The organism is Stappia sp. TSB10P1A, assembly GCF_900185725.1.
Lineage (GTDB): Bacteria > Pseudomonadota > Alphaproteobacteria > Rhizobiales > Stappiaceae > Stappia.
The window spans coordinates 313,533-339,009 of the sequence record NZ_FYAU01000016.1 but is presented as its reverse complement, the minus strand read 5'-3'; the positions used below and the strand labels follow the sequence as shown (position 1 = coordinate 339,009).

The 25,477-nt window shown below is 67.6% G+C and carries 18 protein-coding genes; 6 read left to right on the top strand and 12 right to left on the bottom strand.

Features of this window, described 5'->3' with window-relative positions; all coding sequences use genetic code 11:
* Nucleotides 1–13: 13 nt before the first annotated feature.
* The 3 genes from TSB10P1A_RS06475 to TSB10P1A_RS06465 form a co-directional block, all read right to left on the bottom strand.
* The gene (locus TSB10P1A_RS06475; RefSeq protein WP_186387074.1) at nucleotides 14–1,267 is read right to left on the bottom strand and encodes a diguanylate cyclase; all 1,254 of its coding nucleotides are present in this window, start codon (nucleotides 1,265–1,267) and stop codon (nucleotides 14–16) included.
* A 339-nt stretch (nucleotides 1,268–1,606) separates the two neighbouring features.
* On the bottom strand, nucleotides 1,607–2,242 hold the full coding sequence (locus TSB10P1A_RS06470; RefSeq protein WP_186387073.1) for a CoA transferase subunit B: 636 nt from the start codon (nucleotides 2,240–2,242) through the stop codon (nucleotides 1,607–1,609).
* A 17-nt stretch (nucleotides 2,243–2,259) separates the two neighbouring features.
* Nucleotides 2,260–2,955 carry a CoA transferase subunit A gene (locus TSB10P1A_RS06465; protein ID WP_186387072.1) on the bottom strand — a complete coding sequence of 232 codons (696 nt, stop codon included), beginning with the start codon at nucleotides 2,953–2,955 and terminating at the stop codon, nucleotides 2,260–2,262.
* Nucleotides 2,956–3,256: 301 nt separating this feature from the next.
* On the opposite strand from TSB10P1A_RS06465, the gene TSB10P1A_RS06460 reads away from it, so the two are divergent.
* Complete coding sequence (locus TSB10P1A_RS06460) at nucleotides 3,257–5,056, top strand: AsmA-like C-terminal region-containing protein (protein WP_186387071.1); 1,800 nt, start codon at nucleotides 3,257–3,259, stop codon at nucleotides 5,054–5,056.
* Between the two features lie 39 nt (nucleotides 5,057–5,095).
* Here the strand turns inward: TSB10P1A_RS06460 and TSB10P1A_RS06455 are convergent, their stop codons facing one another.
* The 5 genes from TSB10P1A_RS06455 to TSB10P1A_RS06435 all read right to left on the bottom strand — a co-directional run bounded on the left by TSB10P1A_RS06455 (nucleotide 5,096) and on the right by TSB10P1A_RS06435 (nucleotide 10,862).
* Entirely contained in the window at nucleotides 5,096–5,917 is an 822-nt protein-coding gene (locus TSB10P1A_RS06455; RefSeq protein WP_186387070.1) for an ABC transporter permease, read from the bottom strand.
* 49 nt (nucleotides 5,918–5,966) lie between these two features.
* A complete protein-coding gene (locus tag TSB10P1A_RS06450; protein ID WP_186387069.1) occupies nucleotides 5,967–6,893 on the bottom strand; it encodes an ABC transporter permease subunit in 927 nt (308 codons plus the stop codon).
* Between the two features lie 46 nt (nucleotides 6,894–6,939).
* The gene (locus TSB10P1A_RS06445) at nucleotides 6,940–8,088 is read right to left on the bottom strand and encodes an ABC transporter ATP-binding protein (RefSeq protein ID WP_186387068.1); all 1,149 of its coding nucleotides are present in this window, start codon (nucleotides 8,086–8,088) and stop codon (nucleotides 6,940–6,942) included.
* Between the two features lie 67 nt (nucleotides 8,089–8,155).
* Nucleotides 8,156–9,247, bottom strand: coding sequence for a polyamine ABC transporter substrate-binding protein (locus tag TSB10P1A_RS06440; RefSeq protein WP_186387067.1), 1,092 nt, complete (start codon nucleotides 9,245–9,247; stop codon nucleotides 8,156–8,158).
* 223 nt (nucleotides 9,248–9,470) lie between these two features.
* A complete protein-coding gene (locus tag TSB10P1A_RS06435; protein WP_186387066.1) occupies nucleotides 9,471–10,862 on the bottom strand; it encodes a glutamine synthetase family protein in 1,392 nt (463 codons plus the stop codon).
* 109 nt (nucleotides 10,863–10,971) lie between these two features.
* On the opposite strand from TSB10P1A_RS06435, the gene TSB10P1A_RS06430 reads away from it, so the two are divergent.
* From TSB10P1A_RS06430 to TSB10P1A_RS06415, 4 genes are all read left to right on the top strand, one after another.
* The gene (locus TSB10P1A_RS06430; RefSeq protein WP_186387065.1) at nucleotides 10,972–11,685 is read left to right on the top strand and encodes a GntR family transcriptional regulator; all 714 of its coding nucleotides are present in this window, start codon (nucleotides 10,972–10,974) and stop codon (nucleotides 11,683–11,685) included.
* 110 nt (nucleotides 11,686–11,795) lie between these two features.
* On the top strand, nucleotides 11,796–13,193 hold the full coding sequence (locus tag TSB10P1A_RS06425; RefSeq protein ID WP_186387064.1) for a glutamine synthetase family protein: 1,398 nt from the start codon (nucleotides 11,796–11,798) through the stop codon (nucleotides 13,191–13,193).
* A gap of 67 nt (nucleotides 13,194–13,260) precedes the next feature.
* Nucleotides 13,261–14,658, top strand: a complete 1,398-nt coding sequence (locus TSB10P1A_RS06420) for an aspartate aminotransferase family protein (protein WP_186387063.1) — start codon at nucleotides 13,261–13,263, stop codon at nucleotides 14,656–14,658.
* A gap of 54 nt (nucleotides 14,659–14,712) precedes the next feature.
* Nucleotides 14,713–16,005 carry an FAD-binding oxidoreductase gene (locus tag TSB10P1A_RS06415; RefSeq protein ID WP_186387062.1) on the top strand — a complete coding sequence of 431 codons (1,293 nt, stop codon included), beginning with the start codon at nucleotides 14,713–14,715 and terminating at the stop codon, nucleotides 16,003–16,005.
* 18 nt (nucleotides 16,006–16,023) lie between these two features.
* Here the strand turns inward: TSB10P1A_RS06415 and TSB10P1A_RS06410 are convergent, their stop codons facing one another.
* The 4 genes from TSB10P1A_RS06410 to TSB10P1A_RS06395 form a co-directional block, all read right to left on the bottom strand.
* On the bottom strand, nucleotides 16,024–17,739 hold the full coding sequence (locus TSB10P1A_RS06410) for an iron ABC transporter permease (protein WP_186387061.1): 1,716 nt from the start codon (nucleotides 17,737–17,739) through the stop codon (nucleotides 16,024–16,026).
* Between the two features lie 100 nt (nucleotides 17,740–17,839).
* Entirely contained in the window at nucleotides 17,840–18,892 is a 1,053-nt protein-coding gene (locus tag TSB10P1A_RS06405; protein WP_186387060.1) for a Fe(3+) ABC transporter substrate-binding protein, read from the bottom strand.
* 214 nt (nucleotides 18,893–19,106) lie between these two features.
* Nucleotides 19,107–20,069, bottom strand: a complete 963-nt coding sequence (locus TSB10P1A_RS06400) for a threonine dehydratase (RefSeq protein ID WP_186387059.1) — start codon at nucleotides 20,067–20,069, stop codon at nucleotides 19,107–19,109.
* Nucleotides 20,070–20,187: 118 nt separating this feature from the next.
* A complete protein-coding gene (locus tag TSB10P1A_RS06395; RefSeq protein ID WP_208987022.1) occupies nucleotides 20,188–24,507 on the bottom strand; it encodes an ATP-binding protein in 4,320 nt (1,439 codons plus the stop codon).
* A 414-nt stretch (nucleotides 24,508–24,921) separates the two neighbouring features.
* On the opposite strand from TSB10P1A_RS06395, the gene TSB10P1A_RS06390 reads away from it, so the two are divergent.
* A complete protein-coding gene (locus TSB10P1A_RS06390) occupies nucleotides 24,922–25,308 on the top strand; it encodes a phasin (protein ID WP_244293004.1) in 387 nt (128 codons plus the stop codon).
* Nucleotides 25,309–25,477: the final 169 nt, after the last annotated feature.

Sequence of the window (25,477 nt, the reverse complement as noted above, 5' to 3'; positions counted from 1 at the left end):
GCGGGTGATCCGGTCAGGAAGCGACCGTGCGGTTGCGGCCGCCATGCTTGGCTTCGTAGAGGCGCATATCGGCCAGCCGCAGGGCCGCGCGCAGGTTGGCTTCCGTTCCGCCCGACAGGCCGACGCTGATCGTCACGGGGCCGAGGGACTGCAACGGGCCGGCTTCTCCGGTCAGCTCCGCCAGCTCTTCGCGGACCTTGTCGATGAAGTCGAGGCAGGCGGGCGCCGCCAGGCCGGGCAGCAGCACGCAGAACTCGTCGCCGCCGAGCCGCGCCGGGAAGGCGCGGGGCGGGCGGTGTTCCTCCACGATCTGGCCGAACAGGCGGATCAGCTCGTCGCCCTGTTCGTGGCCGAAGCGGTCGTTGACGGATTTGAACGTGTCGATGTCGATGGCCGCCACCGCCACTTCCTCGCCGCTGCGGCGGGCGCGATCGAACAGCGCAGTGCCTTCGGAGAACAGATGATGGCGGTTGGACAGGCCGCTCAGCGCATCGCGATGCGCCATGCTCGACAGGGTCTGGATCCGGTCGAGCATGTCGAGATTCTGCGAGATGCGCAGCATGAACTCTTCCGGCGTGCAGGACTTCGACAGGAAGTCGTTGGCGCCCGACTTCAGGAACCGGGCGATCACTTCCGGGCCGGCCTTGCCGGACAGGCCGATCACCGCCAGCTCGTTCATGCTGAAGCGGCCGCGCACCGCGCGCAGCACCTCGAACCCGTCGACCCGCGGCATCACATAGTCGAGCACCACCAGCCGCAGGTTCTCGAACGTGCCGAGCATCTCGATGGCGGCCTCGTGACTTGAGGCGGTGTGGACGCGCAATTGATAGAGCGACAGGCGGCGGGAGATCACTTCGGTGTCGACCCGGCTGTCGTCGACGACCAGCGCGTCGATCTCGCGGTTGGCGCAGACCCGCTGCACCAGCGCCGTCAGATAGGTCAGGCTCGCCGGACTGTCCTTCAGGATGTAGTCGACCACGCCCTTGTTGAGCAGCGTATGGCGCAGGGCCTCGTCGAAGCGGCCGGAAAAGACGATGGTGGGCAGCTTGGCGTTCAGCGTCACATCGACGATTTCGCCGTCCGGCGCGTCCGGCAGGGTCAGGTCGACCAGCGCCACCAGCGGTCTGAAACCGGGTTGGGCCAGCAGCGCCTCGGCCTCGGCGCGGTTGGTCGCGGAGACGACCTTCAGCCCGTGGATGGAGCTCAGTTGACGACGAATGACGCGTTCGAAGAACGAGGCGTCCTCTACAAGCAGAACTTGTCCCATATCGACTGATCCAAATCACTTCCAGGTGGCGGATCATTGATTGGCGGGGGTAAACGAAGCGTTTACCGAATCGATGTTTGGGCGCGCCTGCCCATGGTGCGTCCAAATGTCAGGTGTCGCGACGCGCGTCGAGGCGGCAGGACCGGAAAACCGGACTTGCTGCGACGAACGCAAATTTTCGCCGATTTGGAGCGATTTTTTGCAAAATTCCGCGCAATTTTTGAGAGCGACGCGCGATCTTCCGCAGCGTCGATATCCCCGCGCGCCGGCCTGGGTGCCGGCGGGGAAAGGCGAACGGGTCGCCCCGTTCGCCGTCAGGTTGTATGTTTAGCCGGGCCGTCAGGCCGGAACGGTCAGCTTGGCCGTCGTGCTCGCCTTGACCTCGTCCACGGTCACGTCCTTGGCCAGCTCAACCAGAACGAGCCCATCCCCGGTCACGTCGAAGACGCCGAGATTGGTGATGATCCGGTGCACGCAGTGGACGCCGGTCAGCGGCAGGGTGCATTCGGGCAGCAGCTTCGGTTCGCCGGCCTTGGACGTGTGGTCCATGATCACCACGACGCGCTTGACGCCGGCGACCAGGTCCATGGCGCCGCCCATGCCCTTGACCATCTTGCCCGGGATCATCCAGTTGGCGAGGTCGCCCTTCTCGGAAACCTCCATCGCGCCAAGGATCGACAGGTCGATATGGCCGCCGCGGATCATGCCGAAACTGTCGGCGGACGAGAAATAGCTCGTCTGCGGCAGTTCGGTGATGGTCTGCTTGCCGGCGTTGATCAGGTCGGGATCGACCTCGTTCTCGGTCGGGAACGGGCCCATGCCGAGCATGCCGTTTTCCGACTGCAGCGTCACGTGGACGCCCTCGGGGATGTAGTTGGAGACCAGCGTCGGGATGCCGATCCCGAGATTGACGTAGAAACCATCCTCCAGTTCCTGCGCCGCCCGCTGGGCCATTTCGTCGCGAGTCCAGGCCATCTTGTTCTCCCTTGTCCTCAGGCGGCGCGGGTGGTGCGCTTCTCGATCCGCTTCTCGTGCTGGCCGAGAATGATGCGGTCGACGAAGATGCCCGGCGTGTGGATAGCGTCCGGATCGAGATCGCCGATCTCGACGATTTCCTCCACCTCGACCAGGGTGACCTTGCCGGCGGTCGCCATCATCGGATTGAAGTTCCGCGCGGTCTTCCGGTAGATCAGGTTGCCTTCCTTATCCGCCTTCCAGGCCTTCACCAGCGACACGTCGGCGACCAGTCCGGTCTCCAGGATATACGTCTCGCCGTTGAACTCCTTGTGCTCCTTGCCCTCCGCGATCAGCGTGCCGACGCCGGTCTTGGTGTAGAAGCCGGGAATGCCGGCGCCGCCGGCGCGGATGCGCTCGGCGAGGGTCCCTTGCGGGTTGAATTCCAGCGCGAGTTCGCCGTTCAGGTACTGGCGCTCGAACGTGGCGTTCTCGCCGACATAGGAGGAGATCATCTTGCTGATCTGGCGGGTTTGCAGCAGCAGGCCGAGCCCGAAATCGTCGACGCCGGCATTGTTGGAGATCGCCGTGATGTTCTTCGCGCCGCTGTCGCGCAGCGCCGTGATCAGGTTCTCGGGGATGCCGCAGAGGCCGAACCCGCCGGCCATCACGGTCATGCCGTCAAACGTCAGTCCCGCAAGCGCGGCGTCCGCGCTGGGGTATACCTTATTCATGGGCGTCTCCTCGCATCCGCGTCTCCTCGCAACAGGCCATGCGGGACGGCCCGGTAACCGTGGGCCGGCAGCCAACATGAACCGTTCGTCAGGCGACCTGTGATACCGTCCTTGCCCTGTTATCTCAAGCATCATCCATCTTGTCCGGGATTTGTGCCGGTTTCGTCTTGAACGGCTCGCGCCGACCCCCTATCCCGGTTGTCAGGGCGGCGCGATGCAGCGCCGCAGGAAGGCAACGCGGCGCGATGCAGCGCCGCGAGAAGTCAACACGGCGCAGTCGGGGCGCCGGTCGGATCTGGTCATGAAGCGCCTGCTGGCGATCCTCACTGCGGCATTTGTCCTCGCCTCGGCGGCCGGCTTGTCCGCCTATCTGCTGATCGCCCGCGAGGTGTCGCGCGAGCGTGTCGAGGCGATGTTGTCCTCGCATTTCGGCGGAACGGTCCATCTGGCCGCCGCGCCGAGGATTTCCTTGCTCCACGGCCCCTCTCTGGTGATCGAGGACCTGCGCCTGGAAGGCCGGGACGGCCGGTGGGCCGTGGAGGCGGATCGGCTGGTGTCAAACATCGAGCCGGCACGCCTGTTCTTCGGCGAAGTCCTTCTGTCGTCTCATCTTTTGGAAGGCGCGCGGCTTCATTTCGATGGCCTGGACCTCGCGCCGGCAAGCCTTGCCGGGCTTGGCGAGGACCTGACGCGGCTGATCGAGGCGCAGGTCGCGATCGCCGGGGGAGAGGTCAGTTGGGGCGACACGCGGCAGCCCCGGCTGGTCGATCTCTCCCTGCGCCTTAATCCCACTGTCGAGGGCGGCTCTATCCGCGGGTCGCTGATGGCCGGCGACCAGAAGGTCGAGTTCAGCGCCAGCCTTGGAAACCGCGGAACCCTGACCGGCCGCGCCAGCGGGCCGGTGGCGGTGTCGATCGCCTCGCCCCTTGCCGCGTTCCGGATGAACGGCGCCCTGCGCAATCCGGACGCGGCGCGCCTCGAGGGGACCTTCGAATTCAGCACCAGCGATTTCAGGGGGTTGTCGATCCGTTTCGGCCGGGCACTGGTCGGCGAGGCGAGTTTCGGCGCGTTGCGGATCGGCGGCCAGGGGGCGGTCGATCTGTCGCGCCTCGTGCTCGACACGGCGAGGCTCGAACTCGACGGCAATGTCGGCGAAGGGCGCCTCGGCTTCGAACTCGGCGAGAAGCGGCCGCGCCTTGAGGGAACTCTTGCCTTCGAGAGCTTCGATTTATCCGCCTATCTCGGCGAGCTGCAGGGCATTGCCGGTCTCGCCGTCGCGTCCGGGGACAAGGGGGCCAACAGCCTGCGACAGCGGCCGCTCGCCGGGTTTCTGCGGGCCGGCGATATCGATCTTCGCCTGTCGACGGCGAAATTCGTCACGGCGGGCCTGTCCGGCGGGCCGAGCGCGATCTCGCTGTTGCTGCGCGACGGGGATTTGACGGTCGACCTCAGCGAAACCATGGTTGCCGGCGGTGTGCTCGACGGCGCGGCCCGGCTGAAACCGGTCGGCGGCGGCGGCGAGGATTTCGACTTCTCGGCAAATGTCGTCGTGGAGGCGGTCGATACCCGCCAACTGACTGGCTTTGCAAGGGTTTCCCTGCCTGATACGGGCCGGTTGAGCCTGCGTATCGATCGCTCGGGGCGGGGAGAAACCCTGGCCGCGATCCTCGCCTCCGCCGGGGGCGAGGTCGAACTGGCACTGGAGAAGGCGAGCTTCCCCGCCGGGGGAGAGGTGCTGGGCCGGCTGCTTTCGGACGGCCAGGCGGCGAGCGGCTCCAGCTCCGGGTCGGGCCCTGGTTCCGGCGCCACGCCGCTGGTGGTCGAGCGGCTGTCGGCGAAGGCGAGGGTCGAGGAGGGAGACCTGCGGCTGGCGGAGGTCGAGGTGCTGACCGGGCAGCAGGTGCTCCAGGCCGGTGGCCGCATGTCCTTGACGGATCTGGCCCTTTCGCTGCGCGGCCGGCTGGCGCCGCGCCTGGCCGGCACGCAGCCGGATGCGGCGGCGATTGCCGAGGCTGGCATGCCCGTGCTGGTGCGCGGCACCCTGGCGCAGCCGAGCCTGCTGCCTGATCTCACCGGCGTCGGCTCGCCGTCGCAGCGCTGAAGTCGTTGCGACACTTGCATTTTTAGAGGCCGGCCGCGCTCAGCCCTGGGCTTCGGCCCGGCGCATGTCCTGCTGGCGCTGCATCTCCCGCCGCTTGGTGATCAGCGAGGTGAAGATCACCACCACCGTCACCACGCCGACCAGGATCGTGCAGACCGCGTTGATCTCCGGCGTCACCCCGAGACGCACCTGCGAATAGATCTTCATCGGCAGGGTGGTGGCCTCCGGACCCGTGGTGAAGCTGGCGATGACGAGGTCGTCCAGCGACAGGGTGAAGGCCAGCATCCAGCCGGCGACGACGCCCGGCAGGATGATCGGCAGGGTGATCGAGAAGAAGGTGCGCACCGGCGGGCAGCCGAGATCCTGCGCGGCTTCCTCGAGCGAGGTGTCGAAGCCGGCGAGCCGCGACTGCACGACGACGGCGACGTAGCACATTGCGAAAGTGGTATGGGCGATGATGATCGTCCAGAAGCCGCGGGCCTGGTCGATGGCGACGAAGAGCAGCAGCAGGGACAGGCCCAGGATCACCTCCGGCATCACCAGCGGCGCATAGACCATGCCGGAGAACAGGCTCCTGCCGGCGAAGCGTCCCGAGCGCACCAGCACCAGCGCGGCGAGGGTCCCGAGCACGGTCGCGATGCTCGCCGAGGCGAAGGCGACCCGTACGGTCACCCAGGCGGCGTCGAGGAGCTGCTGGTTGTTGAACAGCGACACATACCACTGCGTCGAGAAACCGCCCCAGACGGTGACCAGCCGCGAGGCGTTGAAGGAGTAGATCACCAGCAGCACGATCGGCAGGTACAGGAACGAGAATCCCAGCACCAGCGACGTGATGTTGAACCAGCTCGGTCCCTGTCTCATCGTGCTCCCCCGCGCTTTCCGGCCCCGTCCGGTCCTGTCGGTCGGGCGCTCACAGGCCCTTCTCCGCGGCTTTCTGCTGTTGGTTCTGGAAGAGCACGATCGGCACCACCAGGATCAGCAGCAGAATGACGGCGACGGCCGAGGAAACCGGCCAGTCGCGATTGGTGAAGAACTCCGTCCACAGGGTCTTGCCGATCATCAGGGTCTCCGATCCGCCGAGCAGGTCGGGGATGACGAACTCGCCGACAGCCGGAATGAAGACCAGGAAGCAGCCGGCGATGACGCCGGGGATCGCCAGCGGCACGGTGATCGTCCAGAAGCTGCGCCAGGGCGGGCAGCCGAGGTCGGCCGCCGCCTCCAGCAGGCTGGCGTCCATCTTCTCCAGGTTGGCGTAGAGCGGCAGCACCAGGAAGGGTAGGTAGGAATAGACGATGCCGATATAGACGGCGATATTGGTGTTGAGGATCGTCATCGGCTGGTCGATCAGCCCGAGCCACATGAGAAACTGGTTGAGCAGGCCCTCGTTCTTCAGGATGCCGATCCAGGCATAGACGCGGATCAGGAAGCTGGTCCAGAACGGCAGGATGACGAGCATCAGCAAGGTGGTGCGCCACTCGGTCGGCGCGCGGGCCATGCCATAGGCGATCGGAAAGCCGACCACCAGGGTGATCAGGGTCGACACCGCGGCGATCGACACGCTCGACAGATAGGACTTCCAGTAGAGGGAGTCGCGGGTCAGCCAGACATAGTTCTCGAAGGACAGGTCCCCGAGCATCTTCACCAACCCTCTCCAGCCGGTGGCCGGGTCGAAGGTCGGCGTATAGGGCGGTATCGCCACGGCGATCTCCGACAGGGAGATCTTGAAGACGATGAAGAAGGGCGCGAGGAAGAAGAACAGCAGCCAGGAATAGGGCAGGGCGATCAGCAGCCATCCGCCGATGCTGCGCCTGGGTTTCGCGCTTACCTGATCTGGCATCGCCTTGCCTCCCCGTTGGTCGCGGACATGCGGCCCGCCTCGCTCGTTACCTGGTCAGGATGACGCCCGCATCCCGGTCCCAGGACAGCCACACCTTGTCGTCCCAGCCGACCGGCCGCTCGACCACGCGCGAGCGGTTGGCGACGGTCGCGCGCACGGTCTGCTCGTTGGCGATATGGGTGTGATAGATCGACACGTCGCCGAGATAGGCGATGTCCCAGACTTCGCCCGTCACCGCGTTGACGCGGCTTTCCGGCTCGTCGAAGGAGATGCGCACCTTTTCCGGGCGGATCGCGAACCACACCGTGTCGCCGACCGCCGCGTCCACTGCCTGGGCGGTGTCGATCTCGCAGCCGAACTCGACCGACTGCAGCCGGCAGGTGTCGCCGTTCCTGGCGGTCACCTTGCATTCCATCAGGTTGATGTCGCCGATGAAATCCGCGACGAACCGCGAGTTTGGAACCTCGTAGATCTCGGCCGGCGAGGCGATCTGGATGATCCGCCCCCGGTCCATCACCGCGATCCGGTCGGCCATGGTCATCGCCTCTTCCTGGTCGTGGGTGACGATCAGGAAGGTCATGCCGAGTTCGTATTGCAGGTCGGTCAGCTCGAACTGGGTTTCCTCGCGCAGCTTGCGGTCGAGCGCCCCGAGCGGCTCGTCGAGCAGCAGCACCTTCGGCTTCTTGGCGAGCGAACGGGCAAGGGCGACGCGCTGCCTTTGGCCGCCGGAAAGCTGATGCGGCTTGCGCTTGGCGAAGTCCTGCAGCTTCACCAGCTTCAGCATTTCCGCCACACGCTCGGCGATCTCGTCCTTCGGCATGCCTTCCTGCTTGAGGCCGAAGGCGATGTTCGCCTCCACGCTCATATGCGGAAACAGCGCGTAGGACTGGAACATCATGTTGACCGGGCGCTTGTAGGGCGGAACGCCGGCCAGGTTCTGCCCGTCGAGAAAGATCTCGCCCGCGTTCGGCGTCTCGAAACCGGCGAGCATGCGCATCATCGTCGTCTTGCCGCAGCCGGAGCCGCCAAGCAGGGCGAAGAACTCGCGCTCGTAGATTTTCAGGGACAGGTCGTCGACGGCGGTGAAATCGCCGAACTTCTTGGTAACGTTGCGAAACTCGATATATGGCCGGGCTTGCGGGTCATCCCAGGGTGCAAAGTCGCGGCGCACCGGTCCGATTGGTTTCTTTGCCAAGGCAGCCCCCTCATCGACGCGGGAAAGGGCCCGGCCGCCGCCAGCGGCGGCCGGGGGGCGAACCGGGTTACCGGCCGGTCTTGACCTTGGTCCACTCGCGCGTCATGGCGCGCAGCGCCGCCGGCGGCTTGGTCGTGGTGGTGAAGAGCTTGGCCACCGTCTCCTCGCTGGGATAGATCGCCGTGTCGTTAAGGATTTCCTGATCGACGAATTCCTTGCTGGCGATGTTGCCGTTTGCATAGAAGACGTAGTTGGTCGCCTTGGCGATCACCTCCGGCCGCATGATGTAGTCGATGAAGGCATGCGCTTCCTCCACATGCGGGGCATCGGCCGGGATCGCCATGTTGTCGAACCACATCATCGCCCCCTCCTTGGGGATCGAATATTCGACGGTGACGTCCTTGCCGGCTTCCGCGGCGCGGTCGCGCGCCTGCAGCACGTCGCCCGACCAGCCGACCGCCATGCAGATGTCGCCATTGGCGAGCGCGTTGATATATTCCGAGGAGTGGAATTTCTGGATATAGGGGCGGATCGACATCAGCAATTCGCCCGCCTTGGCGAAGTCGTCCGGATTGCTGCTGTCCGGCTCGAGACCCAGATAGTTCAGCGCCGCCGGGAAAAGCTCCTCGGCCGTGTCGAGCAGATGCACGCCGCAATCGGCGAATTTCGAGATGATCTCCGGCTTGAACACCATGTCCCAACTGTCGACCGGAGCGTCGGGCATGCGCTCCTTGATCTTCTCGACATTGTAGCCGATGCCGGTGGTGCCCCACATGTAGTTGACGGCATACTCGTTGCCCGGATCGTATTTCTCGATGCGGGCCGCGATGTCCGGCCACACGTTGGACAGGTTCGGCAGCTTCGACTTGTCGAGCTTCTGGAACACGCCGGCCTGGATCTGGCGACCGAGGAAGGTGCCCGTCGGCACCACGACGTCATAGCCGGTGCCGCCGGCCAGCAGCTTGGTCTCCAGCATCTCGTTGCTGTCGAACACGTCATAGACGACGCGGATCCCGGTCTCCTTGGTGAAGTCCGCCAGGATCGATTCGTCGATATAGTCCGACCAGTTATAGACACGGACCTGCCGCTCCTGGGCGGACAGCGTGCTCGCGGCGAGCACGCCTAGCATCGCGACGCTGGTGAAAAGCAGCTTGTTCATCAGTCCCTCCGTCTGCCCTGGCCGGTGCGGCTTGCGATCCGGCGCCCTGTCGTTCCGGTTGCGGATGCTCTCCGCTCCGGGGTGTGTTGTTGTCCGGCCGGTGACCGGCCGCATCTGTTCCAGCCTAGAAGCGATGGCCTCCGGCCTCAAGTGACCTCGACCGGCAATCGCAACGATCTGCTTCTGCCGACAGGCATTTCCCCAAGCCTGGCGCGATCGCCGCTCACAGATAGGTCTGCCGTTCCAGCGACGAAATTTCGCGTCCGAATGCGAAGAGTTCGTGACGCTTGATGTCGACCAGCACCTTGTGCATTTCCGCGCCGACCGCCTCCTTCATCCGCTGCGAGGCGGCGAAGGCGTCGATCGCCTCGTCCATCCACGGCGTCAGGCGCGGGGCGGTCTTCTCATAGGCATTGCCGTCGACGGCCGGCGGCGGCGGCAATTCGCCGAGCACGCCCTGCATCATCCCCGCCAGCACGCCGGTCAGCACCAGATAGGGGTTGGCGTCGGCGCCGGCGATGCGGTGCTCGATGCGCGCCGAGGCCGGCGTTCCGGCCGGCACGCGCAAGGCGACCGAGCGGTTGTCGTAGCCCCAGCAGATCGAGGTCGGCGCATAGGAGCCAGGCTGCATGCGGCGGAAGCCGTTAAAGGTGGAGACGAACAGCAGATGCGCCTCCGGCATCGTGTCGAGCAGTCCGCGGATCGCGTAGCCGAGCCGCGTCTCGCCGGTTTCGGGGTCGGCGAAGATATTGCCGGTGCCGTCCTCCATCGAGACATGCACATGCATGCCGTTGCCCGGCCACTCGACGAAGGGCTTGGCCATGAACGAGGCCTTGAGATTGTGCTTGCGGGCGACACCCGCGACCAGCCGGCGCAGCAGCACCGCATCGTCGGCGGCGCGCAGGGGATCGCGCTGGTAGTGCAGGTTGAGCTCGAACTGCCCGGGCGCGGCCTCGGAGACGGCGGCATCGGCGGGAATATCCTGCGCGTCGGCCGAGCGGCGGATCTCGTCGACCAGCGGCATCAACGCCTCCAGGTCCGAGAGCGCATACATGTTCTGCCGTGCCGGGCCGAGATGGGTGGAGAAGACCGGCGTCGGCGGGCTGCTCCAGTCGCCGTCGTCCTTGTCCTCGAACAGGTAGAATTCCAGCTCGAAGGCGGCCGTCGCGGTCAGCCCGTGCTCGCCCAGCCGGCCGGCCTTGCGCGCCAGCACGTGGCGCGGGTCGCACATGAAGGCGCTGCCGTCCCGGTCATGCATCGACAGCAGCACCTGCGCGGTCGGGCGCTCGGCCCAGGGCACGGCGCGTAGCGAGCCCGGCACCGGCCAGCACACGCCGTCCTTGTCGCCGGTCTCGATATGCATGCCGGTTTCCTCGACCTCGCGGCCCCAGACATCGAGGCCGAACAGCGAGAAGGGCAGGGCGACGCCGTTTTCGAACACCTTGCGCAATGCGCTGCCGGGCAGCCACTTGCCGCGCAGGACCCCGTTGCTGTCGGGCAGGATCACCTCCAGCGTGTCGAGATCGGGATAGTCCGCCTCGAACCGCGCCACTTCCTCCTGCCAGTCGACGCCGCCGGCCGGGCGCTGCCAGGCCGTGCGATGGGTCTGCAACATAGGTCCTCCAGGGCGCGAACCCGTCGTTCGCGCGAATTGCCGTTTACGCAAAAATGTGATCACGTAGCGGCAAGGCTGTCAAGCAAGCCGGACAAGGGGAGGCAAGGACATGGCTGACCGGAGCCGCCCGCGACAGGCGGGGGACGCGCAGGCGCCGTCCGCCGCCGTCCGCCATTCGCTGCGCGACCGGGTGGAGGCGAGCGTGCGCGAGGCGCTGCTGACCGGCCGCTTCGTGCCCGGCCGCGCCGTCACGCTGCGCGGTCTTGCGGAGGAACTCAAGGTCAGCCCGATGCCGGTGCGCGAGGCGGTGCGGGCGCTGTCGGCGGGGCATGCGCTGGAAATCCGCGCCAACGGCCGGATCCAGGTGCCGACCATGACGCCGTCGCGCCTGGCCGAACTCGTCCGGGCGCGCGTGCTGCTGGAGCCGGAACTGGCGGAGGCCGCGGCGGCGCATCTCGGCCCGCGCGAGGCTGCCGCGCTCGCGGCGATCGACGACCGGATCGATGCCAGCCTCGATGGCGGGGATGCCGAGACCTACATGCGTCTCAACCATTCCTTTCACTTCACCATCTATCGTGCGGCCGGATCCGAGGTGCTGCTGCCGCTCGTCGAAAGTCTCTGGTTGCAGTTCGCCCCGTTCATGCGCACCGTCTACGGGCGGGTGGGAACCTCCGCCCTGATCGATCACCACAAGGAGGCGATCGAGGCGGTGCGGGCCCGCGATGCCGCGGCCCTGCGCAAGGCGGTGGCGGCGGACATCCGCTGCGGCATGGATCTGCTCGACATCGGCCTTCCCGATGCGGTGCCGTCCGGCCCTGGATGATTGTCGGTGATTGACTTGATGAAAATGTGATCACAAAATGTGGGCCGTGTGCAGGGAAGGCGGATCGTGACCGGCCGTCCCGCGCGCCCCGCGCCCGAAAGGCGAGACCCGTGAGCAAGAAGAAGAAATCCGCACCCAAGATCGTCAGCCGCCGCGGCGTCGCCTCCTTCGAGGAGGCGCAACTGTGGCTGGCCGAGCGCGGAATCGAGGACATCGAGTGCATCGTCCCGGATCTTGCCGGCGTGGCGCGCGGCAAGATGATGCCGGCGGAGAAGTTCTTCTCCGGTCCGGTGATGACCATGCCCGCCTCGATCTTCGCCCAGACCATCTCCGGCGACTATCCGCCGGACGACGACCGCTTCCAGCACAATTCGACCGACAGCGACCTGTTCTTCCGGGCCGACTACTCGACCTTGACGACGGTGCCCTGGGAGAGCGATCCGACCGCGCAGCTTATCCACGATGCCTATACCCGCGAGGGCATTCCGGTGGAGACGGCGCCGCGCAATGTGCTGAAGCGCGTGCTGCAGCTCTACGAGGACGAGGGCTGGGCACCGCTGGTCGCGCCGGAAATGGAGTTCTACTTGGTCCGCCCGAACACCGATCCGGACTATCCGCTGGAGCCGCCGACCGGGCGTTCCGGCCGGCCGGAGGTGGGCCGCCAGTCCTATTCGATCTCCGCGCTCAACGAGTTCGACGACCTGATCGACGACATCTATGACCTGTCGGAGGCGCAGGGCCTGGCGATCGACACCCTGATCCACGAGGAAGGCGCCGCGCAGATGGAGATCAACCTCCGGCACGGCCATCCGCTGGAGCTTGCCGACCAGGTGTTCCTGTTCAAGCGGACGATCCGCGAGGCGGCGCTGCGCCATGACATGTACGCGACCTTCATGGCCAAGCCGATGTCCAACCAGCCCGGCTCGTCCATGCACATCCACCAGTCGGTGATGGACGTGGAGACCGGCACCAACATCTTCTCGCGCGACGACGGCGAGCCGAGCGGCGCGTTCCTGTCCTTCATCGCCGGCCATCAGGCCTATCTGCCGGCCGTCACCTGCATCCTGGCGCCTTACGTGAACTCCTATCGCCGCTTCACCCGCGGCACCACGGCGCCGGTCAACGTCCATTGGGGCTACGACAACCGGACGGTCGGCCTGCGCGTGCCGAATTCCAAGCCGGCCGCCCGCCGGCTGGAGAACCGCGTGCCCTCGTCGGACGCCAATCCGTATCTCGCCATCGCCGCCTCGCTCGCCTGCGGCTATCTCGGCATCAAGCAGCGCCTGACGCCGGACGAGCCGCGCAGCGTCAACTCCAGCGAGGACATGCATGCCCTGCCGCGCGGACTGCTGGAGGCCGTCGCCCTGTTCGACGAATGCGAGGAGCTGATCGACGTCTTCGGCGAGAAGTTCGTCGCCACCTACCGCGCCATCAAGCAGGAAGAATTCGAGACCTTCATGAAGGTCATCAGCCCCTGGGAGCGGGAATACCTGCTGCTCAACGTCTGACCCGCGTCAGGCGCGGTTCAGGCGGGGCGAAGAGATCGACAACCAGAAAAGACCGGGAGACGCCACCATGGCCGGTGCCTCGAACCTTTACCCGACCGCCGACCTGCGCGCCCGCGACGCCGCGCACCATTTCCACCCCTTCACCGACACCGGGGCGCTGAACCGCGAGGGCGTGCGCGTCATCACCTCGGCCGAGGGCGTGTGGCTGACCGACAGCGACGGCAATCGCTATCTCGACGGCATGGCCGGCCTGTGGTGCAGCCAGGTCGGCCATGGCCGCGGCGAGATCGTCGACGCGGTCGAGAAGCAGATGCGCGAGCTCGACTATTACAACACCTTCTTCAAGACCAGCCATCCGCCGGTCATCGCCCTGTCGGAGCGGCTGGCGCAGCTCAGCCCGCCGCAGTTCAACCGGGTCTTCTTCACCTCCTCCGGCTCGGAGGCGAACGACACGGTGTTCCGCATGGTCCGCACCTATTGGGACCTGATGGGCAAGCCGGAGAAGAAGACGATCATCGGCCGCTGGAACGGCTATCACGGCTCGACGCTCGCCGGCACCAGCCTCGGCGGCATGGCGGGAATGCATGCGCAGGGCGACCTGCCGGTGCCCGGCGTCCACCACATCGCCCAGCCCTACTGGTTCGGCGAGGGCGGCGAGATGTCGCCGGACGAGTTCGGCATCTGGGCGGCGCGCGAGCTGGAGCGCGCCATCGAGGCGATCGGCGAGGACAAGGTCGCCGCCTTCATCGCCGAGCCGATCCAGGGCGCCGGCGGCGTCGTCATTCCGCCGGACACCTATTGGCCGGAAGTCTCCCGCATCTGCCGCGAGCGCGAGATCCTGCTGGTCGTCGACGAGGTGATCTGCGGCTTCGGACGCCTCGGCACCTGGTTCGGCTCGCAGCATTACGGCATCGAGCCGGACCTGATGCCGATCGCCAAGGGCCTGTCCTCCGGCTACCTGCCGATCGGCGGCGTGATGATCGCCGACCGGGTCGCCGACGCCTTCATCGAAAAGGGTGGCGAGTTCTTCCACGGCTACACCTATTCCGGCCATCCGGCCTGCTGCGCGGCGGCGCTCGCCAATCTCGACATCATGCAGCGCGAGCGGCTGGTCGAGCGGGTGGCGGACGACATCGGCCCCTATCTGCAGCAGCGCTGGAAGGCTCTTGGCGATCATCCGCTGGTCGGCGAGGCGCGCATGGTCGGGCTCGTCGGCGCGCTGGAGCTGGTGCCGGCCAAGGGCGACCGCTCGCGCAAGTTCGCGCCGACCGGCGAGGTCGGCACGCTCTGCCGCGACATCTCCTTCGGCAACGGCCTCGTCATGCGCGCGGTGCGCGACAGCATGATCATCTCGCCGCCGCTGGTGCTGACCCATGAGGAGGCCGACGAACTGGTCGCGCGGGCGGAGCGCACGCTCGACGACACCTATGCGGCGCTCAAGAAGGACGGCCGCCTGGCCGCCTGAAACCAGCCTGAAACGAGTGGGAAACGAGCCCGACACCAGCCCAAGGGAGGGGATGTGACCGAAATCGCCAGCGCCCATGCCCCGTCCTACTATGCAGCGAGCGTCGAGGACCGTCCCGTGCGGCCGGCCCTGGCGGGCGCGGTGCGGGCGGATGTCGCCATTGTCGGCGGCGGCTTCACCGGGCTCAACGCGGCGATCACCCTGGCCGAGGCGGGCCGCTCCGTCGTCCTGATCGAGCAGAACCGCATCGGCTGGGGCGCCAGCGGGCGCAATGGCGGACAGCTCCACAGCGGCCAGCGGCGCGACCAGGATTACCTGGAACGGCAGTATGGCCGCGACACCGCCCGCCGGCTGTGGAGCTTCGCCGAGGAGGCGAAGGCCCTGCTGCACGAGCGGGTGCGGCGCTTCGGCATCGACTGCGACTGGACGCAAGGCCTGATCCACGCCGCCCACAAGGCGCGTCTCGTCGCCGAGGATTGGGCCTATGCCGAGAAGCTTGCCCGCGACTATGGCTATGACGCGGTCACTCCGCTCGACCGCCAGCAGCTCGCCGCCGCCATCGGCACGGATCGCTATTTCGGCGGCAGCCGCGACGGCGGGGCGGGGCACCTGCATCCGCTGAAGCTGGCGCAGGGGCTGGCCGATGCGGCTGAGGCGGCCGGGGCGGCCCTGCACGAGGCGACCCATGCCCTCGCCCTGCGGCATGTCGATGGGCGCGTGGGGGTCGAGACCGGCCAGGGCGAGATCGACGCGGGCGCCGTGCTGCTGGCCGGCAACGGCTATCTCGCCGGGCTCGATCCCGACAGCGAGGCCCGCGTCATGCCGATCAACAATTACATCCTGACCACCGAACCGCTGTCGCGCGAGGCGGCGGATCATCTGATTCCCGGCCGCGAGGCCGTCTCCGACAGCCGCTTCGTCGTCTATTACTGGCGCCTGACCCAGGACCTGCGTCTGCTGTTCGGCGGCGGCGAGTCCTATCGGCGCGGCTTTCCGCCGAACCTGCGCAGCTTCGTGCGCGCGCATCTGAACAATGTCTATCCGCAGCTTGCGACAGCCCCCGTCTCCCATGTCTGGGGCGGCACGCTCGGCGTCACGGCCTCGCGCATGCCCTGCCTGCGGCGCACCGCGCCGGGGGTCTATGTGGCGGCGGGGTTCTCGGGCCACGGCGTCGCGATGGCCGGCTTCTGCGGTCATGCGGCCGCCTGCGCCATGCTGGGCGATGCGGACCGTTTCGATGTGTTCGAGACGCTCGCACCGCCGAAATTCCCCGGCGGGCGGGCCTTCCGCTGGCCGATCCTGGTGCTGGCGATGAGCTGGTTCGCCCTGCGCGACCGGCTCTGGTAGCCGCGGCCGCCGGCCGGTTCAAAGGCGGCGGGTGCTGGCCTTGTCGCGGAAGCTGACGGCGGAGGTGCGCGCCAGCAGGATCGACGGCACCAGCCCCACCAGCACGATCAGCAGCGCCGGCAGGGCGCCTTCGCCGAAGGCCTCGCGCGAGGCGGCGTTGTAGACCGTCGTCGCCAGCGTCTCGAAATTGAACGGGCGCAGCAGGATCGTCGCGGGGAGTTCCTTCATGCAGTCGACGAAGGCGAGCAGCAGCGCCGTCAGCAGCACCGGCCGCAGGATCGGCAGATGCACCTCGAACAGGATGCGCCCGGAACTGCGCCCCAGCGTGCGCGCCGCCATATCGAGATGCGGCGTCACCTTGCCGAAGCCGCTTTCGATCTGGCCATAGGAGACGGCGAGGAAGCGGATCATATAGGCATAGACCAAAGCGGTGCCGGAGCCGATCAGCAGCAGTCCCGTCGAGACGCCGAAGGTGGAACGGGCGACGCCATCGACGAAATTGTCGAAATTGGCGAGCGGGATCAGGATGCCGACGGCAAGCACCGTGCCGGGAATGGCATAGCCGATCGAGGCGATCCGGCCGGAGAGCTGCGTCAGGCGGCTGGCCTGGACGCGGTGCGCGTAAGTGAGCACCACGCCGATCACCACGGTCAGCAGCGCCGCCGAGACGGACAGGGTCAGCGTGTTCTTGATCGCTGAGATCAGCCGGGGATCGGACAGGGCGTCGAGGCGCCGGCTGGCATAGTCGGCCAGCAGCGCGGCCGGGAAGACGAAGCCGATCAGGATCGGCAGGGCGCAGGCGGCGGTCGCCAGCCACGCCCGCCCGCCGGTCAGCCGGTAGCTCGGCAGGGTCCGGTAATGGGTTGAGGGCGTGTGGAAATTCTGCCCCTTGCGGGCGCGCCGTTCCATCCACAGCAGGGCGAAGACCAGCGCCAGCATGGCACAGGCGATCTGCGCCGCTCCGGCGAGGCTCGAGCGATGCACCCAGGTGTCGTAGACCGAGAAGCTGAGCGTGTGGACGCCGAAGAAGGTGACCGCGCCGATGTCGTTGAGGCACTCCATCAGGGCGAGCGAGATGCCGACGACGATCGCCGGACGGGCGAGCGGCAGCGCCACGCGGAAGAACAGGCGCATGGGACCTGCGCCGAGCGTGCGCGACACGTCGAGCGTCGAGGCCGATTGCAGCAGCAGGGCGGCGCGGGTCGTCAGGTAGACATATGGATAGAGCACGAAGCCCATCACGAAGATCGCCCCGCCCAGCGAGCGGATTTCCGGAAACCAGTACTCCCGCGAGGTGCGGAAGCCGAAGAGATCGCGGACGAGGCTCTGCACCGGCCCGGTGAAGGTGAGGATCTCCACATAGGTATAGGCGATGATGTAGGTCGGCACCGCCAGCGGCAGCAAGAGCGCCCAGTCGAACAGGCGCCGGCCTGGGAAGCGGCACATGGTGACGAGCCAGGCCGTACCAGTGCCGATCACGAAGGTGATCAGGCCGACGCCCAGCAGCAGCAGGAAGGTGGTGCGGAGCGACCGGGGCAGGACGGTCGTCATCAGATGGTTCCAGACATCGCCTGTCGGTTGCGCCGCCAGCACCACCAGCGCGCCGACCGGCAGCAGCGTCAGGGCGGCGACCAGGAGGCCGGCGACGAGCCAGGCCCTGTCGGCAAGACTGCGCGAGGCGCGCGGCGCGACCGGGGTGGCGGCAAGATCGTCGAGGCGGGCGGTCTGGTTCATGGGCGCGTGCGGCGATGCGGATCTTCTGGAAACGGAGAACGGCGCCCGGTCACCAGGACCGGACGCCGTGCGGTTTTACACCTGTTTGCGAGGACGTGCCTCAGCTCTGCGGGCCGTCGTTGAAGCCGACCTTGTCGACCAGCTCGCTGGCGGCCTTGCGGTTCTTGGCGATGTCATCGAGCGACAGGGTGTCGGCCGTGAACTCGCCCCAGGAGGCGACCATCTCGGAGAGCGCGACACCGGCCTTCACCGGATACTCGTTATTGGCCTCGGCATAGATCCGCTGGGCCTCGTCCGAGGACAGGAACTCGATGAGCTTGACGGCAGCTTCCGGGTTCGGCGCGTTCTTGGCCATCACCACACCGGAGATGTTGACGTGGGTGCCACGGTCGTCGCTGTTCGGGAACAGGATCTTGGCGGAGTTGGCCCAGTCCTTCTGCTCCGGCTCCTTCTCGTTCGTCAGCATCGCACCCATGTAATAGGTGTTGCCGAGCGAGAGGTCGCACTCGCCAGCGAAGATCGACTGGACCTGGCTGCGGTCGTTGCCGGTGGGCTTGGTGGCGAGATTGTCGCGCAGGCCGGTGAGCCAGGCCTCGGCTTCCTCGGCGCCCTTGTGGGCGATGATCGAGGCGAACAGGGCGACGTTGTAGACGTGCTGGCCGGAACGGGTGCAGATCTTGCCCTTCCACTTCGGGTCGGCCAGTTCCTCATAGGTGATGCTGTCCTGCTCCACGCGCTCCTTGGAGGCGTAGATGATGCGGGCGCGGGTGGTCAGGCCGATCCAGTGGCCTTCCGGGTCGCGATACATGGCCGGCACGTTCTCGTTGACGACCTCGGACGACACCGGCTGGGTGATGCCGAGTTCCTTGGCGCCGTCGAGACGGCCGATGTCCACGGTCAGCAGCACGTCGGCGGGCGAGTTCGCGCCTTCCGCCTGAATGCGCTCGGCCAGGCCGTCCGCCGCGAAGATCACGTTCGCCTTGATCCCGGTCTCCTTGGTGAAGGCCTCGAGCAGCGGCTCGATCAGGAACGGCTGGCGATAGGAATAGATGTTGACCTCACCCTCGGCGAAGGCCGGCGTTGCGATCGCGGCGGATGCGAGCAGCGCGGCGGACAGGACGCCGGTGCGCAGAAGGGGAACCTTGTGGAACATGAATCTCTCCCAGCGATCAGGGGACAAGGCCCTGATGTCGGTTGCGTTGGCCACGCGACCCTGCCGCAACGGCAGTTTCTTGCGAGGCGTCTGCATCATAAAAACAGGAGTTTGTGTGTCAAGAATAATCGCCTGAAAAATCAATAGTTTAGAATTGTTCTAAGTTAACATGAGCGTTTTTGGTAACTTTTCCCGAAAGCCGCGGCAGACCCGGTCACGGCGCCGGCGTGTGGCCGGCCAGGATCGTGGCCATCCAGTCGGTGTCGATGTTCTGCCCGCTCAAGACGATGCCGGCGGTCTTGCCGCGATTGCGGTCCTGCAGCAGCGCCGCCAGGGCGGCGGCACCGGCGCCTTCGGCCAGATTGTGCGTGGCGCGGTAGAGCTGCCGCACCGCATCGGCGATGGCCTCGTCGCTGACGCGCAGGATGTCGTCCACCCCGGCGCGGATCACTGCCAGCGCGGTCTCGTCCGGCCCGCGCACCGCCATGCCGTCGGCGAAGGTCGCGGCGCTCGCCGTCTCCACCCGCTGCCCGCTTTCGAGCGACAGCGCATAGGCATCGGCCTTGTCGGAGACGACGCCGACGATCTTCGTCCGCCGCCCGAGCAGGTCGCGGGCGGAAATCATGCCGCAGATGCCGGAACCGAGACCGATCGGCACATAGACGACGTCAAGATCCGCAACGGCCCGGAAGAACTCCATCGCATAGGTGGCGACGCCGCGCACCAGGTCGGAGTGGAAGCTCGGCACCATCACCAGCCCGCGCTCGTCCGCCAGCGCCATCGCGTGCTGCTTGGCCTCGTCGAAATCGCTGCCGGCCTCCACCAGTTCGGCGCCGAAGGCCCGCATCGCGGCGTTCTTCTCGCGGGAATTGCCGCGCGGCACGACGATGGTGCAGGCGAGCCCGTTGCGGGCCGCCGCAAAGGCAAGGCTCTGGCCGTGGTTGCCGCGGGTGGCGGAGATGATGCCGGTGCCGCTCGGATGGTGCCGGGCGATGCCGCTGGCCATCACCAGCCCGCCGCGCACCTTGAAGGCGCCGGTCGGCGTGTGGTTCTCGTGCTTGACCCAGACCGGCCGGCCGACGGCCTCGGCCAGCAGCGGCCAGGCATATTGCGGGGTCGGTGCCATCGACCGGTAGACGGTCTCGGCGGCATCCTCGATGGCGGCAAGGGTCAGCATGGCGGATCCGGAAAATGATGGCGGACCCGTGCGGCAGGCCCGCCCGATGGCGAGGCCGGTACAGTGGCGCCTGGGGCAGGGCGGGTCAATCCCCGCCCGCGCCTGCCGTACCTGTCCGTTATTCCGCCAGCACGCGCTGCGGCGGGAAGGTGACTTCCACCAGCGTGCCGTGATTGACTTCCGAATCGATCCGGAAGCTCGCCCGGTTCGCCTCCACCAGCGCCTTGGTCAGCGGCAGGCCGAGCCCGGTGCCGCCGCCGTGGCGGGCGGTGTGGAGCTGGCGGAACGGCTCCATCGCCGCGGCGAGGTCCTGGTGGCTCATCCCCATGCCCGTGTCGCGCACCCGCAGAATCACCTCGCCGGTGTCCTCCAGCGCCGTCGAGACGATCACCTGGCCGCCCGGCTGGTTGAACTTGATGGCGTTCGACAGGAGGTTGAGCACGATCTGGCGCACCGAGCGGCCGTCCGCGACGATCTTCGGCACCGAGGTCGGCAGGCTGGCGCGGATGATCACCCGCTCCCGGTTGGCCTGCGGCTGCATCAGGGCGACGCATTCGCGGATGATGTCGTTGGCCGACACCGCCTCGAAGGTCAGGTCGAGCTTGCCCGCCTCGATCTTCGACAGGTCGAGCAGGTCGTTGATCAGGCTCATGATATGCGAGCCGGAATTGTGGATGTCGCGCAGGTAGCCCTTGTAGCGGTCGTTGCCGACCGGGCCGAAGCGCTCCTCCATCATCACTTCCGAAAAGCCGATGATGGCGTTGAGCGGCGTGCGGATCTCGTGGCTGATCTTGGCGAGGAAGTCCGACTTCTGCGAACTGGCGTTCTCCGCCTGCCGCTTGGCGTCGGTCAGTTCCTCCTCGGCGGTCTTCCACTGGGTGATGTCGCGCAGCACCGTGCAGAAGCGGGGCCCTTCCGAGCCGTGGCCGACCCGGCCGATGGTCATGAACAGCGGGATCAGCCCGCCCGAGCGCAATTGGCCGATCACCTCGCGCCCGTCGTTCAGCACGCTGGCGACGCCGTTGCGGGCGAGCCCGTCGAGATAGTCGTTGGCGTCGCGGTGGCTTTCGGGGGCGAGGAATTCGGTCAGCAGCGCGCCGACCATGTCCTCGCGGGCGGCATCGAACAGTGCCTCCGCCGAGCGGTTGACCTTCACGATGCGGCCGGTCTCGTCGAGGATCAGCACCCCGTCCGTCGCCGTTTCCAGCACCGCGTCCATCTCGGCCAGATGTTCCTCGGCCAGCGCCAGCGACGACTGCGCCTCGTGCAGGCGGTCGAGCGCGGCCTCCTGCGCCGGGTCGTGCCGGTCGAGCAGCGACATCATCAGCGCCGTGCCCTCCTTCCAGGGCACGGTGTGCAGCCGCGCCTTCACCGGCTTGGTGCCGCCGTCGGCGAGCCGGATGCGCATGGTCCGCTCGGTCATCGCGCCGGGCAGGGTGCTCGGCCAGTCCTCCGGCTCGGCGAACACCGCGTCGAGCCCGCCGACGGATTTCAGCGTCGCAAGGTCGGCGTAGCCGAGCAGGTCGAGCAGCGTCGCATTGGCATAGTCGACATCGTCCTCGGCGATGATCGCAACACCCACCGGCAGCTTGTCGAGCAGGGTGGTGCGGGCGGCGCGCGGGGCCGGCGCCTGCAGGCGCGGCACGATGCCGAGGCTGGAGACGTTGGAGGGTTCCGCGGCGCTTGCCGCCGCGCTCGCGGGGCTCTCGGCCGCCTGCTCTTGCGGGGTGGCCTCTCCGCCGGCCTCTCCAGCGCCGTCCGGTGCCTCGGCCGTCTGATCCGGCGCGGGCAGTTCCTCGCGCGCGGCCTGTTCGGCGGCCTGTCCAGCAGCCTGTTCGGCGGACTTTTCGGTGGGCTGTGTCTCCTCGTCCAGCGCGCTGCGCGCGCCGAGCGCCTCGGCGATCTTGCGGAAGGCCTCGCGCTCGGGCTTCGACAGGCGCGAGGTGTCGATATCGGCATCGCGCGCCGTCAGGCGGGCCTCCCGGTCGGGGAACAGGGTCGGCGCCGGCTCTTCCGGCGGCAGCAGGCCAGAGAGCGGGATGTCGGCGGGAGGCGTCTTGGCAAGGGTCGCCGGACCTGCCGTGTCCTCCTCGCCCGTGTCCTCCTCGGCCGTCTCGTCCTCGGCCGTGTCATCCTCGTCGGCAAAGAGCCCGTCATCGTCGGCGAAGAGGCCGTCGGTGTCTTCGTCGGCCAGGAACTCGCTGGGCAGGGTCTCGCTGGGCAGGGTCTCGGCGGGCGGGGCGATGATGTCGTCGATCTCCCGCGCGCCGGGCAGGTCGATCAGGTCGGCAAGATCCATCGCCTCGTCCGGGGCGACCGCCGCCGTGGGCGCCAGGTCCGCAGGCTCGTGCGAGGGCGTTTCCGCGAACTCTTCGGCCTTCTCTTCGGCCGCCTCGGTTCTGGCTTCTGTGCCGGCGTGAGTGACAGGCTCGTCGGCCGGCGCTTCGGGCAAGGGCTGGTCCGTGACCGTCTCGGCCTCAGCCGGGGCCGCGTCTCCGGCCCTCTCCGAAAGACCGGCCTCCTCCTCCGCGGCGCTGTCGGCAGGGGACGGCCGCAGAGGTGTCCGCAAGGCGAGCCCGAGCCCGGTCGCCTCCGGATCCGCGAGCGCCTCGCCGATCCGGCACACGCCGAAGCCACGGAAGCCCTCGAACACCCGCTGGCGGTCGAAGGCCGGCAGCGCCGCCATGTCGACCGGCACGCGCAGGGCCGCGCCGCTGACCGGCCAGTCGACCGTGCGTCCGCTCCAGGTGTCGCGCCGGCGCAGTGCCGCCGCCACCCGCCCGTCGGGATCGAGGCCGAAGCGCTCCGCCGCCTCTTCCCAGGTCAGGCCCACCACATCGGCGGCCTGCGGGCCGAGCGCTTCCGCGAACTCGGGCGAGATGAAGGTGAAGCGCCGGTCGATATCCATCTTCCAGGCAAAGCGCACGGGGCGCTCGCGCGCCTCGAAGGCAAAGCCCGTCGCACCCGCGACGGGCAGGTCCCCATTTTCGGTTGCGGTTGCGGCTTCGGTTTCGTCCTCTGCCTCTGCCTCTGCCTCTGCCTCTGTCTCAGTCTCTGCCTCAGTCTCCGATGCTTCCGCCTCGGGCACCTCTACCTCGGCCGCCGCTGCCTCGTCCGGCTCCGCCGGGCTGGCCGGCTCGCCAGCCTGCAGATCGTCGCCAGCCTGCAGATCGTCGTCGGCCTCCGCCGCGTCTGTCGTCTCGGCGTGCTCCCGTGCCTCGGCAAGCGGCTGGTCCACCGTCTGCGGCTCAGGGCTCTCCGGCTCAGGGCTCTGCGGCTCGGTGATCTGCTGCTCGGCGCTCTCGGGGGCCGCGCCCTGTGGCGCGGCAGGCGCCTCCGCCACGTCGCGGTTTACCGGCTCGTCATGCGTCTCGTCCATCGGGACGGCCGCCTCGAGCGGCGGAACCAAGACCTCGGCGACAGCCTCGTCCTGCCGCAGCGCGCTGTCCTCGGCGTCTGGTGTTTCCGTATCAAGATCAGCGCCGGCGCTCGCAGCCACGGGCGCGGCCGCCGCCGGCGTTTCGGGCAGGAAGCGGGTGCCGCTGGCGAAGGCGAAGAGACCGCCCCGGCTCGCGCGCAGGACAACCGGCGCGGCGGGCGCCGCCGGCAGTTCGAGGGCCTCAGCCTCGACCGGCGTTTCGGCCTCAGCCTCGCTCTCGCTCCCGCTCTCGGGGGCAATGCCGGTGCCGCCCGCCGCCGCCGTATCGGCTGTGGCCGGCGCCTCGGCCGCGTCCTCTGCCGGCGCGGGAAGGCTCTCGGCCTCGGCCGCAGCGGCGGGGCTGTCGGCGATCGGCCGGCCCTCGCTCGCGGCGACCATCAGGATCGCGCCGCTGTCCAGGGTCAGCGCGGCAGCCTCGTGCAGGTGGTCGCCGAAGACGAAGGCGCGGCGCAGCGGCGCGTGCTTGGCCTCGCGCAGGGCCGCGCGCACGGTGGCGCCGTCGGGCGGCGAGGCCAGATCGCCGCTGCTTTGCAGGCTGCCGTCACGCCGGTAGAGCAGGGCGACATGCCCCTCGCCCTGGAGGAAGTCGACAAGGGCGCCCTCGTCGCCGTCGCCCGCATTGGCCGGGGCATCGAGCGCCACGATCAGCGCGCCGCTGGAGCCGTCGGGCAGGTCGAGCCGGCGGCAGGCGCAGGTCAGCAGCATCACCCTGAGGCCGCGATAGAAGCGCAGCCGGTCGGTGGTGTCCCGGTCGGTCGGGCCGCTGATCGCCACCCGCGCGATATGCGGGCGGGCCGGCGCCCGGCCGAGGCCGGACAGTTCGGACAGTTCGGCAAGGCTGCGGACGCCGAAGAAGGCCGCGCCCGCCGGGTTCGCCCATAGCAGCGTCTTGCCGTCCTCGGCCCAGATCCAGGCCGGACGCGCATCCGTCAGATGGCTGCTGGCGGCCGCAAGGCCGCTCAACGCCATGAAGGTGCTCAACTGGCTGTTCATGGGCATGCTCACTCCGCCATTTCAGCCTTGTCGGCGTCTTCGAGGCCGCCACCGGGCCACCGGTGGCAGTGGGTGTCGGCAACGGCCTGTTTCGTCAAGGCTTTGCCGCAGGCACCCGGGAAGACGCCGGGCGTGCGATGTCCGACGCGGTAAACAAACAGTAAATATCGTTTCGCATTCGAGTCGTCCACGCCAGGGGCCGTGAATGACCGGTTTCTCTTGCACTGTGGTTAATCGAGGTCTGGGGCGACGATGTGACGGCGGCCGGTTGGTTTCGCGCATGGGGCTCCCATCGGGCGGGTTTTCCGCTAAGGTCGGCGGAGGTTGCGGCGGCCAGGGCCTGACCGCCAGGGCCATCCCGCGGGTCATCTCGCCGGGTCATCTCGCAGGGGACATTCACTTGGGTCAAGGAGAGCCATCGTGACGAAAAGCGGCAAGACAGGTTTCGAAATTCCCGAACAGATGCGCGACTTCGCCGACCAGAGCGTCGATCAGGCCCGCAAGGCCTTCGACGAGTACATGTCGGCGACCCGCAAGGCGGTGGGCAGCGCCGAGCAGACCGCGCAGACGGTCAAGGCCGGGGCCGGCGACATGGGCCGTGCGGCGCTCGAATTCACCGAGGAGCATGTCTCTGCGGCCTTCGATCTCGCCCAGAAGATGGTCCGGGCCAAGGACCCGCAGGAGATGATGCAGTTGCAGAGCGAGTATCTGAAGAAGCAGATGGAAGCGCTCGGCGAGCAGGTGCGCGAACTCGGCGACAAGGCCGCGAAGACGGCGCAGGACGTGGCGCGCAAGGTCAAGGACTGAGCGGGAGCCGCCGCGGCCTGTTCCGGCCGGAACAGGCCTTTTCGGATCCGGGCATTGTGCGATGCAATATTAATGTTGCAATGCACAATGCCCTTTGCTATATAGAGACCTGTAGAGGGCGACCAGCGCATCCGGCGTTCAGGTCGCAGGCATTCCCGCAAGGCAGACC

Bases quoted from the DNA above. Each gene is read 5' to 3' on its own strand.
- TSB10P1A_RS06475 (WP_186387074.1), bottom strand. From the start codon at position 1,267: ATGGGACAAGTTCTGCTTGTAGAGGACGCCTCGTTCTTCGAACGCGTC.
- TSB10P1A_RS06470 (WP_186387073.1), bottom strand. From the start codon at position 2,242: ATGGCCTGGACTCGCGACGAAATGGCCCAGCGGGCGGCGCAGGAACTG.
- TSB10P1A_RS06465 (WP_186387072.1), bottom strand. From the start codon at position 2,955: ATGAATAAGGTATACCCCAGCGCGGACGCCGCGCTTGCGGGACTGACG.
- TSB10P1A_RS06460 (WP_186387071.1), top strand. From the start codon at position 3,257: ATGAAGCGCCTGCTGGCGATCCTCACTGCGGCATTTGTCCTCGCCTCG.
- TSB10P1A_RS06455 (WP_186387070.1), bottom strand. From the start codon at position 5,917: ATGAGACAGGGACCGAGCTGGTTCAACATCACGTCGCTGGTGCTGGGA.
- TSB10P1A_RS06450 (WP_186387069.1), bottom strand. From the start codon at position 6,893: ATGCCAGATCAGGTAAGCGCGAAACCCAGGCGCAGCATCGGCGGATGG.
- TSB10P1A_RS06440 (WP_186387067.1), bottom strand. From the start codon at position 9,247: ATGAACAAGCTGCTTTTCACCAGCGTCGCGATGCTAGGCGTGCTCGCC.
- TSB10P1A_RS06435 (WP_186387066.1), bottom strand. From the start codon at position 10,862: ATGTTGCAGACCCATCGCACGGCCTGGCAGCGCCCGGCCGGCGGCGTC.
- TSB10P1A_RS06430 (WP_186387065.1), top strand. From the start codon at position 10,972: ATGGCTGACCGGAGCCGCCCGCGACAGGCGGGGGACGCGCAGGCGCCG.
- TSB10P1A_RS06420 (WP_186387063.1), top strand. From the start codon at position 13,261: ATGGCCGGTGCCTCGAACCTTTACCCGACCGCCGACCTGCGCGCCCGC.
- TSB10P1A_RS06410 (WP_186387061.1), bottom strand. From the start codon at position 17,739: ATGAACCAGACCGCCCGCCTCGACGATCTTGCCGCCACCCCGGTCGCG.
- TSB10P1A_RS06405 (WP_186387060.1), bottom strand. From the start codon at position 18,892: ATGTTCCACAAGGTTCCCCTTCTGCGCACCGGCGTCCTGTCCGCCGCG.
- TSB10P1A_RS06400 (WP_186387059.1), bottom strand. From the start codon at position 20,069: ATGCTGACCCTTGCCGCCATCGAGGATGCCGCCGAGACCGTCTACCGG.
- TSB10P1A_RS06395 (WP_208987022.1), bottom strand. From the start codon at position 24,507: ATGCCCATGAACAGCCAGTTGAGCACCTTCATGGCGTTGAGCGGCCTT.